Source organism: Streptomyces sp. NPDC058239, from assembly GCF_042882185.1.
Lineage (GTDB): Bacteria > Actinomycetota > Actinomycetes > Streptomycetales > Streptomycetaceae > Streptomyces.
Genome location: NZ_JBHVWS010000008.1, coordinates 113326 through 128013, shown reverse-complemented (window position 1 = coordinate 128013; position 14688 = coordinate 113326). Strand labels below are relative to the sequence as shown.

Here is a 14688-nt window from a genome sequence, read left to right as displayed (position 1 = left end):
TGAACCGCCGTACCTCTCGGGAGGAAGCCATGGGAACCCACCGCACCACGCTGCCCGGAGTCGGTGTGCAGTACGACTACACGACCGAGTCGGGACAGCACATTTCCGTCGTCGTCCACCACGACGGGCGGCGGTTCATCGGCTTCTACGACCAGGACGATCCTGATTCGTGCCGGCTCTCGGTACCCCTGACACCGCAGGAGGCCACCGGTCTCGCGCACCTCATCGACGCCGCGCCGATCGACGCGGTACGGACCGAGGGCATCGATCTCGTCACCGAGCACATACCGCTCGGGACGCGTTCTCCGTACGGCGGGCGGCTGCTCGGGGACACCCGGGCGCGGACGCGGACGGGGGCCTCGATCGTGGCCGTGCTGCGGACGCACAGTGCGCATCCGTCGCCCGGGCCGGACTTCCGGCTGGCCATCGGGGACACGCTCGTTGTCGTGGGTACGCGTGAGGGCGTCGACGCGCTCTCCGAGATCATTGCGGAGGGCTGACCGTGCACGACACGACCGCGCTGCTGGTGGAGCTCGGCTCCGTCATCCTGGGTCTCGGAATCATCGGGCGGCTCGCCGGGCGGATAGGGCTCTCGCCGATCCCGCTCTATCTGCTGGCGGGGCTCGCCTTCGGGGAGGGCGGGCTGCTGCCGCTCGGAGCCAGTGAGGAATTCACCGCCGTCGGCGCCGAGATCGGCGTCATTCTGCTGCTGCTCCTGCTCGGTCTCGAGTACAGCGCCTCGGAGCTGGTGACGAGTCTCAAGACGCAATATCCGTCCGGCGCCGTGGACTTCGTACTCAACGCGACCCCGGGGGCGGTGGCGGCGCTGCTGCTCGGATGGGGGCCCGTGGGGGCCGTCGCACTGGCCGGTGTCACCTGGATCTCGTCGTCCGGGGTCATCGCGAAGGTGCTCACCGATCTGGGGCGGCTGGGGAACCGGGAGACCCCCGTCATCCTCGGTGTTCTGGTCATCGAGGACCTGTCGATGGCCGTCTATCTGCCGCTGCTCACCGCGATGCTCGCGGGCGTGGGCTTCGCCGGGGGCAGCATCGCGCTGCTCATCGCGCTCGGCACCGTCGGGTTCGTGCTCTATCTGGCACTGCGGCACGGGCGGCTGATCAGCCGGGCCGTGTCCTCCGACAATCCGGAGATGCTGCTCCTGGTCGTGCTCGGGCTGACCGTCCTGGTGGCCGGCGTGGCACAGGAGTTGCAGGTCTCCGCGGCCGTCGGGGCGTTCCTGGTCGGTATCGCGCTCTCGGGCGAGGTCGCCGAGGGAGCGCGCAAGCTGCTGACGCCGCTGCGGGATCTGTTCGCCGCCGTCTTCTTCGTGTTCTTCGGACTCTCCACCGATCCGGCCGAGATTCCGCCGGTACTGCTTCCGGCGGCGCTGCTGGCCGTCGTCACCGTCCTCACCAAGATCGGCACCGGGTGGTACGCGGCCCGGCGGGCCGGGATCCGTTCGCGCGGGCGGTGGCGGGCCGGCGGAACGCTCGTCGCACGCGGCGAGTTCTCCATCGTCATCGCAGGCCTGGCCGTGGCGACCGAGCCCCGTATCGGGCCCATCGCCACCGCGTACGTCCTCATCCTCGTCATCGTCGGACCGCTCACCGCCCGCTGGACCCAGCCGGCCGTGGCCCGGATCCAGGCGTGGCGGGACCGGAACGGCAAGGACGGGACACGGGCCGGTGAAGTTCCCGCAGGCCGCCCGGCGCCCGCCGCGCAGGAGGAATTCGTCTCCTCCGCCGACTGAGGTCAGACGTCGTGGTGGGCGGGGAGGTCGGACGTCCAGCCCAGCGGGTACCCGTCCGAGCCGTCTCCCGGCACGGGCGGTTCGCCGCCCGCCACGGCGAACGCGGTCAGCGCGTCGATCAGGGCGGTGCGCTGTTCCGGGGCGAGGCGTTCGACGATCGCGGCGATCTCCCGGCGGCGGCCCGCCGTGACGTCCTCGACCAGCCCGCGGCCCTCGGAGGTCACCCGCAGCACCGTCTCGCGGCGGTTGGCGGGGTTCACCTCCCGCTCCGCGAGACCGGCGGCGATCAACCGGTCCAGCATGCGCATCGCGGTCGACGGGTTCACCCCGAGCCGTTCGGCGAGCGTCACCAGTTTGGCGTTCCTGTTCGTGGACAGCACGACAAGGAGCCGGAACTGGGGCAGCGTCACCCTGTCCTCCATCGCCGCAAGTGAACGTGCGGAGACGGCGACGAGCAGCCTGGAAGCCGTCAGTACGGCGCGCGTCACCTCGTCGACGTCATCGTCCCCGCCCCGGTCCGGGGATCGGTCCTCACGTGTCTGTTCGTGCGCGGCCATGCCTCTTTGTACCGTGCCGGCCGCTGGTACTCGAATCGGTCCGCGACCCGCGCGCCGGGCGCCGGCACAAACATTTGGACTGTGCAACGTTTGCATGGTGACATATCAGCCTTCCGGTCCCTCCGAGCCGCACCGCCCGCCCCCCTCGACCGGCCGGCGCGACGGCGAGCCGGTCCCCTTCGTACGGCTCATAGCGGGGTCGCCGCGCGCAGGATCCGCACCAGCGTCACCGCCGCGTTGAGCGACGAAAGCGCCGAGACCGCCGTGCCCGCCGTCGCGACAAGTGCCGCCAGGGCGGCATGGGCGGACGACGGGGGCCACAGCCGGGCCTGCGGAACCGGGGCGAGCAGCGCCGCCACCCGGCGCGGTATGGGGCCCGCCGCCGAAGCGGCGCTCGCGAAGGCGGCGAAGCCGACCGAGGCGTCCGGGGCCCGGTGCGTGAAGAGCGCCGCCTTGCCGACCGCGACCGCCACCACACGCCGGTCGCCGACCGCACGTGCGGCCTCCTCGTCCGCCCATCGTTCGGTGCTGAACGCCACCGCCGTGCGCAACGGCAGCAGGAACGGGTTGGCGCGCGCCGCGAGTTGGGCGGCCAGCAGATAGCGGTGGTGCCGGGCGGCCAGATGGGCCCGCTCATGGGCGATCAGGGCCCGGCGCTCACGGGCGTCCAGACACCGGGTCATCGCGGTCGAGACGACGACCCGGCCCGGATTGCCGGGCAACGCATAGGCGTACGGCTCCGGGTCCGGGAGCACGGCGACATCGTCCGAGATGACGGAAGGCGCGGCGGACAGGGCGCGGCCGGCACGGATGCGCAACCGCACATGGCGGTACACCGTCCACCCGCACGCCCCGATCACCGCTGCCAGCACGCCGATCGCGGCGATGCCCGCGTTCACCTCGTACGGCACCGCGTCCCGCACCTGGGGGTCCGACCAGCTGTCCGGCAGTGGATTGCCCGGGAGCTGGGCCGTGCCGACCACCACCAGCAGGCCCAGACACAGCGTGCTGCACAGAGCGAGCAGCGTGCCGACGACGGCGAGCAGCCTGGTCGCGCTGCGGGGGTGCAGATGCTGTTCGGCGAGGCGCGCGATCGGCAGTGCGGTCAGCGGCAGCACGAGCGGCAGACAGACGAAGACACCCATCGGACCGCTATCGGCCTTCCGTGTCAGGGGGGTTGTCCGGGTCGTCCGGGGCAGCCGCGCGGGCCAGGAGCGCGCGCAGCCGTTCCTCGTCACCGGGGGACAGGGCCGAGATGAAGCGGGCGAGCACGGCGTCCCGGTCCCGCTCGCCGTCAAGTACGCGGCGCATCCGCAGGGCCGCGAGACCGGCCTCGTCGGAGGCGGACGTCCAGGCGTAGGAGCGGCCCTCGCGGGACCTGGTCACGGCGTTCTTCGCGTAGAGGCGGGAAAGGATCGTGATGACGGTGGTGTACGCGAGGTCGCCGTCGAGGTGTTCCTGCACCCAGCCGGCCGTCGCGGGGCCGTTCGCCGAGTGCAGTACGGCGAGGACCTGGGCCTCCAGTTCGCCCTGCCCGCGTCTGCGGAGCCGCCGGCCGTCGGGGCTCACGGGACCGGGGCTCACGGCGTCGGGCACTTCCTCGTGGGGCGGCTCGTTGTCCGGGTGGCGGCCGGGCCTGGCCGAGTCCATCTGGGGTCCGCCCTTCTGCGATACCGCGTCGGCCGCGGCGTCGCAGCATCCTACTTACCGATGTTTCCGGGACACAGCGGGCGCCCGTCCTGCTAACTTCTACACGTCTGTAGAGTTGGAATTCATTCCGGCAACACAACGCAACACAACGTATGGAGACGTCATGGCACTGTGGGATCGGATCAAGGAATCCGCTTCGTCGATGCAGTCGCAGCTGGAAGCGAAGAAGAACGACCTGAAGAGCGGCGCGTTCCGTGACGCGAGCATGGCCATGTGCGCCCTGGTCGCGGCGGCCGACGGTTCCATCGACCCGTCCGAGCGCCAGCGTGTCGCCTCGCTGATCGCCTCCAACGAAGTTCTGCAGAACTTCCCGGCGGACGATCTGCAGCGCCGCTTCAACGACTACGTGAACAAGCTCACCGCCGACTTCGCCTTCGGCAAGGTCAGCGTGCTCCAGGAGATCGGCAAGGCGAAGAAGAAGCCTGCCGAGGCTCGTGCCGTCATCCAGATCGGCATCGTCATCGGCGGCGCCGACGGCGACTTCGACAAGACGGAGCAGGCCGTCGTCCGGGAGGCGTGCTTCGCACTCGACCTCCCGCCGCACGAGTTCGACCTCTGAGCCTCCCGCTGCTCGACGGACCGGATACGCCCGGTCCCACCCCCATAGCGCCGGATCGACCGCGGACCGACCGACCACCGGCCCGCGCCCGGCAGGCCGGGGGTGTGCCACTCCCCCCGATGCACACCTCCGGCCACTCCCTTCCGAGACCCCGCTCCCCGTGGCACGCATCAGCATCGCGTCACGGGTGCGGGGTCTCGCGTCAAGTGCGCGTCAGGGCCGTACCGTCTCCCCTCACGTACGGGCATAACGTGATGGATGCAGCACACATGCACCCGGGCCCGTCGAGGAGGCACACCATGTCCGACCGCAGCGGAACGGACGACCCCGAACCTCTTGAACCCGGCCCGGCCGGACCCCTGTTCGTCCCCGTCCGGCCGGGACCGGCCGGTTGCCCCAACGGATGGACGGCACGGTTCTTCTGTACGCCGCTGGGCGACCGCACAGCCGTCGGTTTCACCTCCGCGCACCGGCTCGCCGCCACCCTGGGCGACGGTCAGCCCTGGATCAGGCTCTCCGAACCGGCCCTGCGCGCGCTCGGCATGCCGCTCGGTGTCACCGCCCTCACCGTCGATCCCCAGCTGACCGCGCAGGCCCCCGGACGGTCCGCCACCCCTGCGGCCGGGGCCCGTCGACGCAGCCCGTATCCGAGGTCCGGGCCCACCGCCGCCACCCGGTGCGGGCGTTGACGACGGGGCGGGAAGGCCACGGACCCCGCGGATGAGGTCACGGGCCCCGCAGGTGGGGCATCGGTGCGGACCGGGTCACAGCTCCTTGGCCGGCCAGTCCAGCAGCCGGGCGCCGATGACCGCCGTCTGCAGGGTGTAGCGGTGCATCGGGTCGGACGGATCGGAACCGGTCAGCTGATGTATCCGCTCCAGCCGGTATGTGAGCGCCCGCACACTCAGCGACAGCCGACGGGCCGTCTCGGCGGACACACAGCCCGCGTCGAAGTAGGCGGTGAGCGTCTTCAGGAGAGGTTCCGCGCCACCGCGCGCCTCCTTGAGCGGGCCCAGCTGACTGCGCACCAGATCGGCCATCGCCTGCCGGTCCCGGGTCAGCACCGGATAGACCAGCAGGTCGGCGGCGTACAGCACCGGATCGTCCAGATCCATCCGTTCCGCGAGATCGAGTGCGTCGAGCGCCTCGTCGTACGACTGCACGACGCCCCCGGGGCCCCGGTGCGGGCGGCCGACGGCGACCCGGCCGCCGTCCGTCGCCGCGTGCGACTGCTTGGCGAAATACCGCAGGACATCGGGCTGGCCGCCGGGGGCGATACAGACCAGCCGACCGTCCTTCGTCGTGATCAGGATCTTCCGGCCGCCGAAGCGCCCGAGCAGCGCCGCCTCGACCGTTCGCGGCACGGAGTCGGTCTCCGTGTACGCCTCCGGGCCCGTCGCCACCGCGACCGCGTGGGCGCGCGAGAGGCGCAGCCCGAACCGGGTGGCCCGCTCGGCGAGCCTGCCCAGATCGCTGCGCCCGTACAGCAGATCGTCGATGAACTCGCGGCGCGCCGCCTCCTCGCGCCGAACGGTGAGCCGCTGGGCCCGCTCGAAGCCCGCGGCGAAGGCATCGACGGCCTGCTCGACCGCGGCCAGCACGGAGTCGGAGGACGCCTCATCGGCAAAGGCTGCTCGCGGCCAGACGGTGCGGGTCGCCGCGAGATGGAGGCCGACCAGGGCGCGCAACTGGAATCCGGCCTCGGCCGCCTCCCGGCCCAGGAGCCGGCGGGTGTCCAGCTCGTCCCGGGTCAGCCGGCGGCCGGTGGCGGCTACATCGACCAGAATGCGGGCATAGTCCCCCAGATACTCGTCGGGAATCTCCGGCTCCGGCACGCGCACTCCTCAATTCCTGACGCGACATTGACACTCACCCAACGCATACCGGCCGGTGCCGGTGCCCGGCACCAAGGACGTACAAAGATTGCCGGACTCCGGCAGTGCGTTGCACGGCCCCGAGTGACACGATCGATCAGCACCAACCGGGGGAACACGGGGGATACGGGGGAAGACCCGGCTGCTGCGGCACCGCTCTGTGCGGTACCGCAGCACCGGGGTCACCACCGGACCGCCCGCAAGGAACAGGGGGCGGACGGATGCAGGAGTTCCTGAGCGCGGCGACCGCCTTTCCCGCCGTCCTGTTCGGCGCCGCCCTGGCCGTCGTCGTCTTCTTCTGGCTCCTCGTGCTGGCCGGTGCGGCCGACCACCATTCCTTCGACGGGGACCTCGACACCGGCATGGCCGGGATCGGCGGGGTGCCGGTCACCGTCTCGGTGTCCGTGATGGTCGTCGTCGGCTGGTTCACGAGCCTGGCCGGTACGGTCCTGCTGCACCGCAGCGGTGTCACCGGCATCACCCGCGCGTGGCTCGCCTGTGCGGTGTTCGCCGGGGCGCTGCTGATCGCCTGGGCCGTGATGCGGGTGCTGGTGCGTCTGGTGCGCCGGCGTTTCCCGGACGAACCCCCTCCGTCGCGCCAGGACTTCCTCGGCCGGGTCTGCACGATCCGTACCGGTTCCGTCAGCTCCGACTTCGGCCAGGCCGAGGTCGCGGCGGCCGACGGTTCCACCGCGATCGTCCAGGTCAGGCTGCTCGGCCCGGCGAATGACGCGGTTCTCACCTCGGGCAGTGCGGGGCTTCTGTACGCGTACGACGACGAGGGCGAGTTCTTCTGGGTCTCGCCGTACGACAAGGCGCTGGACCCGGGACCACCGAAGCCGCGCACGAACCGGAGTCCGGGTACCCGCCCGGGTGCGCGCCGGACTCCGCGTCGCTCCGGCTGACCGTCCCGCCCGTCGCCACCGCATCGCCGAATCCGCCCTGCCGTCCGGCCGTCCGGCCATCCGGGCAAAACCTCTGACCTCTCCACCTTCCTCACCAGCCGCCAAGGACTGTCATGGATGCCATCACCCTGGGCTTCGGTGTGCTCGTAGCCGTTGTCCTGCTCATCGCCGTCGCCCTGCTTCTCGTCATCAGCCGGCTCTTCCGCAAGGTGGAACAGGGCAAGGCACTGATCATCTCCAAGACCAAGAAGGTCGATGTCACCTTCACCGGGGCCGTCGTCCTGCCGGTGCTGCACAAGGCCGAGTACATGGACATCTCGGTGAAGACCATCGAGATCCGGCGCACCGGGCGCGAGGGCCTGATCTGCCAGGACAACATCCGTGCCGACATCCACATCAACTTCTTCGTACGTGTCAACAAGACCGTCGAGGACGTCATCAAGGTCGCCCAGTCCATCGGTACCGAGCGCGCCAGCGACAAGGTCGCGATCCAGGACTTCTTCGCCGCGAAGTTCGCCGAGGCGCTCAAGACCGTGGGCAAGCAGCTGGACTTCGTCGATCTGTACACCAAGCGCGAGGAGTTCCGGGACCGGATCATCCGGGTCATCGGCACGGACCTGAACGGCTACCACCTCGACGACGCGGCCATCGACCACCTGGAACAGACGCCGATGTCCCAGCTCGACGGCGCCAACATCCTCGACGCACAGGGCATCCGCAAGATCACCGAGCTGACGGCGATCGAGCACGTACGCACCAACGAGTACCAGCGCACCGAGCAGAAGGAGATCACCCGGCAGAACGTCGACGCCCGCGAGACCATTCTGGAGCTGGAGCGCCGGCAGGCCGAGGCCGAGATCAAGCAGCGCCGCGAGGTCGAGACGTTGCGGGCCCGTGAGGAGGCAGCGACCGCCCGGGTCCAGGAGGAGGAACGGCTCGGCGCCCAGACCGCGTTCATCCGTACCGAGGAGCAGCTCGGCATCCAGCGCGAGAACCAGGCCCGGGAGATCGCCGTCGCGCAGAAGAACCGTGAGCGTGTCATCGCCGTGGAGAACGAGCGCATCGAGAAGGACCGGCTGATCGAGGTCATCGGACGCGAGCGGCAGACCGAACTCAACCGGATCGCCGCGACGAAGGAGGTCGAGACCGAGCGCCGCGAGGTCGCCGATGTGATCCGGGAGCGGATCGCCGTGGACCGTACGGTCGCCGAGCAGGAGGAGTCCATCAAGACGCTGCGGGCCGTCGAGGAGTCGGAGCGCACCCGCAGGTCGGTCGTCATCGCCGCCGAGGCGGAGGCCCAGGAGAAGCTGGTCAAGGACATCAAGGCCGCGGAGGCCGCGGAAGCGGCGGCCACCCACCTGGCCGCCGAGCAGTTGACGCTCGCCGAGGCCCGGCTGAAGACCGCGGACCTGGACGCCCAGGCGAAGCTGCGGCTGGCCGAGGGCATCCAGGCGGAGTCCGCGGCGCCCGGACTCGCCGAGGTCCAGGTACGTGACGCGGAGGCCGACGTCATCGAGAAGACCGGTCTCGCCGAGGCCGAGGCCGCGTCCGCCCGTCTCAAGGCCGAGGCGGAGGGGTCCAGGCTCAAGGCGCTCGCGGCAGCGGAGGGCACGCAGGCCCAGGCGACGGCCGACGCGGCGATGATCGGCGAGAAGCTGAAGGCCGAGGCGGCGGGGCTCACCGAGAAGGCGGCCGCGATGGCGGCGCTGGACGACGCGTCGCGCGGGCACGAGGAGTACCGGCTGCGGCTCGCCGCGGAGAAGGAGATCCGGCTGGCCGGGCTCGATGTGCAGCGGCAGGTCGCCGAGGCGCAGGCGACGGTACTGGCGACCGGTCTGGAGAACGCCGACATCGACATCGTCGGCGGGGAGTCGGTCTTCTTCGACCGGCTCGTCTCGTCCATCTCGATGGGCAAGAGCTTCGACGGGTTCGTCGAGAACTCGGACACGGCGAAGGCGCTTGCGGGGCCGTGGCTGAACGGCACGTCGTCGTTCACGGACGATCTGACGCGGGTGCTGGGGTCGGTGTCGACGGGGGACGTGCAGAACCTGACGGTGTCGGCGCTGCTGATGCGCATGATGCGGGCGCCGGGGACGGGGGTTGCGCCGGGGCAGGTGCAGCAGCTGCTGGCTGCGGCAAGGGAGTTGGGCCTTGCGGATATGCCGGTGTCCGCGGTGGTGGGGGCGTTCGACGTACCCGCTTCGCACAACGGGTCGCCGGTCGCATAGCGCGAACCTCGATCGCCGGACGGGCAGGACGGATCACGCCCGTCCGGCGGCCGAGGACCCGGCCCGGCAGCGGGACGCAGCCGCACCACACACCTCGTAGGGAGAGCCGTACGTATGGAAACCGACACCACGACCGCACCGCCCGCCGGCGGCCCCGTGGACGCGGGGACGTACGACGTGCTGCGCCGCAGGCTGACCGCCCGGGCCGCCGATCTCGCGAGCCGCGCCGAGGTGCTCAACACGCGGCGCACGAAGGAGTTCGGGTCGACCGAGCTCCGGCTCACCGGCACCGAGCAGATCCGGACCGAGCAGCCATCCGTACCCCGCGACCTGGTCGCCGTCGGCGGCCGGCTGCTGTTCGGGTTCGAACGGGGCCCGGGAGCGGCAAAAGCCGCCGGGGTCGGCGACGTACTCGCCCTGTACGGACCCGAGTTGGTGGAGACACCCCACGGCGGAGGCGGTCTGCTCGAAGACGAGGCCTTCGTACGCGAATTCACCGCCCTGCACCGTTACTACCGCGACGCCCGCCTCCTGCGGCTGCGCCGCGTGGACGGCAGGCTGCTCGCCGTCTTCCGTACCGGCGAGAGTGCCGACGGCATCCGCGTGCTGCGCTGGGCGCTCGCCCCGGACGGTTCACCCGGCGCGTTCCTCGACGCGCGCGGCGACCGCGATCACGTCTTCCCGCCGTCGCACGACTTCACCTGGACCGTCGCGGGCCGCGAGGCCCACGTCCTCGGCCGGCACCCGCACATCGCCGTGGGCAAGGACAGCGACGGCGTCGGCACGGACGCCGTCCTCTTCGTCGACACACTCGGCGGCACCCTCACCGTCAAGACGGTCAACGACACCGACACCCCCGACGGAATCTACGAGGAACCGGTCACCGAACCCCTCCAGTCACTCGCCGACGCGGATGTCGAGCATGCCGCGATCGGCCCGCTGGTCCTGCTCCGCGTCCGCCCGTACAACGAGGAGTCCTGGCGGCATCTGGTCTACAACACACTCCTCGGCACGGTCCTGCGTCTGGACCTCATCGGGCCCGCCTGCCACCGGCTCCCGGAGGACCAGGGGATCATCTTCCCCGGCGGCTACTACCTCACCACCGGCACCGCCAAGACCTTCGACATCGCCGAACCGCTCACCGACCCGGTCTTCGAGCGCGCGGTCCGCTCGCCGAACGGCGAGGACGTCCTGTATGTCTTCCGCTCCCCCGACGACGGCCGCAGCCTGCTCCTGCCCTACAACCTGATCCGGCAGGAGGTCGCCACTCCCCTCCAGGGCCGCGGCCACGCCCTGCTCGACGACGGCACGCTCGTCCTCCTGCGAGGTGGCGCCACGGGCGACGAACCGGCCCGGGTCCACCCGTTGCAGCGCTGGCAGACCCCGTACGTCTCCGACACCTACGCCGCCTCCCGGCCCGCCGGGACCGGTCCGCTCGCCCGGATCGGCAACGCCGATCTGGTACGCGGCATCTCCGACTGTCTCGCACTCGCGCACAGCGCCGCCGAGACGACAACGACCGCCGCCGTGTACGCGCAACTGGTCGCGGACTGCACCCGCGCCACCGACCGATACCACTGGCTGGCCGACACCGAACTCGGCGACCTGGCCGCCCCGTTGGCGGAGCTGCTCACCACCGCCCGGCAGGTCCTCACCGAGTTCGACACGGTGCAGGAGCTGACCCGGCAGGCCGCCGAGGCGCTCACCGAGACGGCCGAACGGCTCACCGCACTCGTCCGCCGCATCCGTGGCGAGGCCCCCCGCTCGGCCGCCGCCTGGGTCGCCCGGCTCACCGAACTACGCCGCGCCCAGGGCCATTTGGCGACGCTCGCCGAGATGCGGTACGCCGACACCGAGCGGATCGCCGCGCTGACCGCCGACACCGCCGCCGACATCGACTCGGCCGACCGGCGCGCCGTCGCATTCCTCGGCCGGGACGACGCGTTCGCCGGCTACCACGAGGATATCTCGCGCCTGGCCGCCGAGGCGTCCGCGCTCACCACCGTCGTGGATGCCTCGGCGCTCGGCGACCGGCTGACGGAGATGACGGCCGGCCTGAGCACCGTCACGGATGTCGTCGCCGGGCTCGACATCGGTGACGCGACGGTCCGTACGTCGGTCCTGGAGCGGATCGCGGAGGTCCTCGGCGGGGTGAACCGGGTCCGCGCCACCCTCGACGCGCGCCGCCGCGAGCTCCTGGACCACGAGGGCCGCGCCGAGTTCGCCGCCGAGTTCGCACTGCTCGGGCAGGCCGTCACGGGGGCGCTGGCCGCCGCGGACACCCCGGACGCCTGCGATGAGCAACTGGCCAGGCTGCTCCTCCAGCTGGAGAACCTCGAGTCGCGGTTCGCGGAGTTCGACGACTTCCTCGCCGAGCTGGCCGGGCGGCGGACAGAAGTGTACGAGGCGTTCTCGGCCCGTAAGCAGACGTTGCAGGACGCCCGCGCCCGGCGTACGGAGCGGCTGGCGGGTTCGGCGGCCCGGGTCCTGGACACGGTGTCCCGCCGGCTGGCCGCCCTGCCCGACCTGGACGCCGTCCACACCTACTTCGCCTCCGACCCGATGGTCGCCAAGGTCCGCCGCACCGCGGACGAGCTGCGGGAACTCGGCGACCCGGTGCGCGCCGAGGAGCTGGACGGGCAGCTGCTGGCCGCCCGTCAGGAGGCCGGGCGGGCCCTGCGCGACCGCAGTGAGCTGTACGCGGACGGCGGCGCGACGATCCGTCTCGGCCGGCACCGGTTCGCCGTGAACACCCAGCCCTTCGACCTGACGCTCGTCCCGCACGGGGACCGGCTCGCGTTCGCCCTCACCGGCACGGACTACCGGGCGCCGGTCACCGACCCGGCCTTCGAGGCGGCCCGCCCGCACTGGGACCAGACGCTGCCCTCGGAGTCCCCGCACGTCTACCGCGCCGAGCATCTGGCCGCCCGGCTCCTGGACGAGCAGGGCGCCGACACCCTCGGCGCCCTGAACCCTGCCGAACTGACATCACTGGTGCGGGAGTCGGCGGCGTCCGCGTACGACGAGGGCTACCAGCGCGGGGTCCACGACGAGGACGCCACCGCCATCCTCACCACCCTGCTGAGGCTGCACGCCGGGGCCGGACTGCTGCGCTGCCCGCCCGCCGTACGAGCGGCGGCACAGCTGTTCTGGGCGTACGGGACGGACGAGCCCCGGCGCGCCTCCTGGACCCGGCGGGCCCTCTCGCTGGCCCGCGCCCGTGAGACGTTCGGCCTCGCCCCGGCCATCACCGGCCTTCAGGAGGAGTGGTCGGACGTCATCCCGGGCGACGATTCCCGGGCCGTCGCCGCGTATCTCTTCGAGGAGCTGACGAGCGGCCCGGCCGGATTCGTCACGAGCGCCACCGCCCGCACGTTCCTGGACAAGTTCCGTCGTACGACGGGATCTTCGGCGTACGACGAGGACCTCGCCGCACTCCACGACGACTTCTCCGCCCGGCGTCAGCTGGTCGAGGGCTGGCTCGCCTCGTACGCCGCCGCGAGCGGTACGGAGATCGACGCGGGCGATCTGGCGGAGGCCGTCGCCGTGGAGCTCTGCCCGGAGCCGGTGCTCGCCCGGTACGAGTGCGAGGCACCGCTCACCGCGACCGTGGACGGCCTGCTCGGCACCCACCCGCGCATCGACCGTGGCCGGCTGACCGTCCGCCTCGATGAACTCCTCGCCCGCACCGAAGGGTTCCGCACCACCACCGTCCCCGGGTTCCGCGCCTATCAGCGCCTGCGCACCGAACTCGTTGCCGCCGAGCGTGCCCGGCTGCGGCTGGATGACCACCGGCCGCGCGTCATGTCGGCGTTCGTCCGCAACCGGCTCCTGGACGAGGTGTATCTGCCGTTGATCGGCGACAGCCTCGCCAAGCAGCTCGGCACCGCCGACGCCGACCGGCGTACCGACTCGCAGGGCCTGCTGCTGCTCGTGTCACCGCCCGGTTACGGCAAAACGACGCTCATGGAGTACGTCGCCGACCGGCTCGGCCTGGTCCTCGTCAGGATCAGCGGGCCGAACCTCGGCCACGACGTGACCTCCCTCGATCCGGCGCAGGCGCGCACCGCGACCGCCCGCCAGGAGATCGAGAAGATCAACTTTGCTCTGGAGACGGGCAACAACACGCTTCTCTACCTCGACGACATTCAGCACACCTCGCCCGAACTGCTCCAGAAATTCATTCCGCTCTGCGACGCCACCCGCCGTGTCGAGGGCGTGAGGGACGGCGAGCCGCGCAGCTACGACCTGCGGGGCAAGCGGTTCGCGGTGTGCATGGCGGGCAATCCGTACACCGAGTCGGGGGCACGGTTCCGTATCCCCGACATGCTCGCCAACCGGGCCGACGTGTGGAATCTCGGCGAGGTGCTGAGCGGCCGCGAGGACGTCTTCGCGCTGAGCTTCGTCGAGAACGCGCTGACCGCCAACCCGGTGCTCGCCCCGCTCGCCGGGCGTTCCCGCGAAGATCTCGCCCTGCTCGTGCGGCTCGCCTCCGGCACGGACCCCGCAACCCGCGCGGACCGGCTCGAACACCCGTACACGCCTGCCGAGGTGGACCGGATCGTCGCGGTCCTGCGCCATCTGCTGACCGCCCGGGACACGGTCCTGGCCGTGAACGCGGCGTACATCGCCTCGGCCGCGCAGACGGACGCGACGCGCACCGAGCCGCCGTTCCGGCTGCAGGGCTCGTACCGCAACATGAACAAGATCGCCGAGCGGATCGTGCCGGTGATGAACGACGCGGAACTCCTCGCCGTCATCGACGACCACTACGCGGGCGAGGCCCAGACGCTGGCCACGGGCGCGGAGTCCAACCTGCTGAAACTCGCCGCGCTGCGCGGCCGCCTCACCGCCGAGCAGTCCGCGCGCTGGTCCGCGATCACCGCCTCCTACGTCCGTGCGCAGGCGCTCGGCGCCCCGGACGGCGACCCCGCAGCCGGAGCGGTCGCCGCACTGGGGCTGCTCGCGGACCGGATCGCGGCGGTCGAGTCGGCGATCGTCCGGGTCGCGGACCCGCGCCATCTGCTCGCAGGCCCACAGGCCCGGCACGCGGCGCCGCCATCCGCCGTTCCGCAGGAAGATCACTGACCGGGCGGGTACGACGG

Annotated in this window: 11 protein-coding genes; 7 read left to right on the top strand and 4 right to left on the bottom strand. The window is 71.4% G+C overall.

The features are described from left to right. The first annotated feature begins 29 nt into the window (after positions 1 to 29). On the top strand, positions 30 to 500 hold the full coding sequence (locus ACFVYE_RS12735) for a cation:proton antiporter regulatory subunit (RefSeq protein ID WP_073789085.1): 471 nt from the start codon (positions 30 to 32) through the stop codon (positions 498 to 500). 2 nt (positions 501 to 502) lie between these two features. Next, positions 503 to 1750, top strand: a complete 1248-nt coding sequence (locus tag ACFVYE_RS12730; protein ID WP_389605406.1) for a cation:proton antiporter — start codon at positions 503 to 505, stop codon at positions 1748 to 1750. A gap of 2 nt (positions 1751 to 1752) precedes the next feature. Here ACFVYE_RS12730 and ACFVYE_RS12725 read toward each other — a convergent pair whose 3' ends face one another. The 3 genes from ACFVYE_RS12725 to ACFVYE_RS12715 all read right to left on the bottom strand — a co-directional run bounded on the left by ACFVYE_RS12725 (position 1753) and on the right by ACFVYE_RS12715 (position 3957). Next, positions 1753 to 2307, bottom strand: a complete 555-nt coding sequence (locus ACFVYE_RS12725; RefSeq protein ID WP_383959402.1) for a MarR family winged helix-turn-helix transcriptional regulator — start codon at positions 2305 to 2307, stop codon at positions 1753 to 1755. A 188-nt stretch (positions 2308 to 2495) separates the two neighbouring features. After that, entirely contained in the window at positions 2496 to 3452 is a 957-nt protein-coding gene (locus tag ACFVYE_RS12720; RefSeq protein ID WP_389605403.1) for a M56 family metallopeptidase, read from the bottom strand. Between the two features lie 7 nt (positions 3453 to 3459). Next, positions 3460 to 3957, bottom strand: a complete 498-nt coding sequence (locus ACFVYE_RS12715; RefSeq protein ID WP_389605401.1) for a BlaI/MecI/CopY family transcriptional regulator — start codon at positions 3955 to 3957, stop codon at positions 3460 to 3462. 163 nt (positions 3958 to 4120) lie between these two features. On the opposite strand from ACFVYE_RS12715, the gene ACFVYE_RS12710 reads away from it, so the two are divergent. Both ACFVYE_RS12710 and ACFVYE_RS12705 read left to right on the top strand, forming a co-directional pair. Next, on the top strand, positions 4121 to 4576 hold the full coding sequence (locus tag ACFVYE_RS12710; RefSeq protein WP_383959408.1) for a tellurite resistance TerB family protein: 456 nt from the start codon (positions 4121 to 4123) through the stop codon (positions 4574 to 4576). Positions 4577 to 4875: 299 nt separating this feature from the next. Beyond that, positions 4876 to 5265, top strand: coding sequence for an SAV_915 family protein (locus ACFVYE_RS12705; protein WP_383959410.1), 390 nt, complete (start codon positions 4876 to 4878; stop codon positions 5263 to 5265). A gap of 75 nt (positions 5266 to 5340) precedes the next feature. Here ACFVYE_RS12705 and ACFVYE_RS12700 read toward each other — a convergent pair whose 3' ends face one another. Further along, positions 5341 to 6411 carry a PucR family transcriptional regulator gene (locus ACFVYE_RS12700; RefSeq protein ID WP_389605398.1) on the bottom strand — a complete coding sequence of 357 codons (1071 nt, stop codon included), beginning with the start codon at positions 6409 to 6411 and terminating at the stop codon, positions 5341 to 5343. A gap of 260 nt (positions 6412 to 6671) precedes the next feature. On the opposite strand from ACFVYE_RS12700, the gene ACFVYE_RS12695 reads away from it, so the two are divergent. From ACFVYE_RS12695 to ACFVYE_RS12685, 3 genes are all read left to right on the top strand, one after another. Then, positions 6672 to 7355, top strand: coding sequence for a hypothetical protein (locus tag ACFVYE_RS12695; protein ID WP_389605396.1), 684 nt, complete (start codon positions 6672 to 6674; stop codon positions 7353 to 7355). 113 nt (positions 7356 to 7468) lie between these two features. Further along, on the top strand, positions 7469 to 9583 hold the full coding sequence (locus tag ACFVYE_RS12690) for a flotillin family protein (RefSeq protein ID WP_389605394.1): 2115 nt from the start codon (positions 7469 to 7471) through the stop codon (positions 9581 to 9583). A 114-nt stretch (positions 9584 to 9697) separates the two neighbouring features. Next, the gene (locus ACFVYE_RS12685) at positions 9698 to 14671 is read left to right on the top strand and encodes a DNA repair ATPase (RefSeq protein WP_389605392.1); all 4974 of its coding nucleotides are present in this window, start codon (positions 9698 to 9700) and stop codon (positions 14669 to 14671) included. Positions 14672 to 14688: the final 17 nt, after the last annotated feature.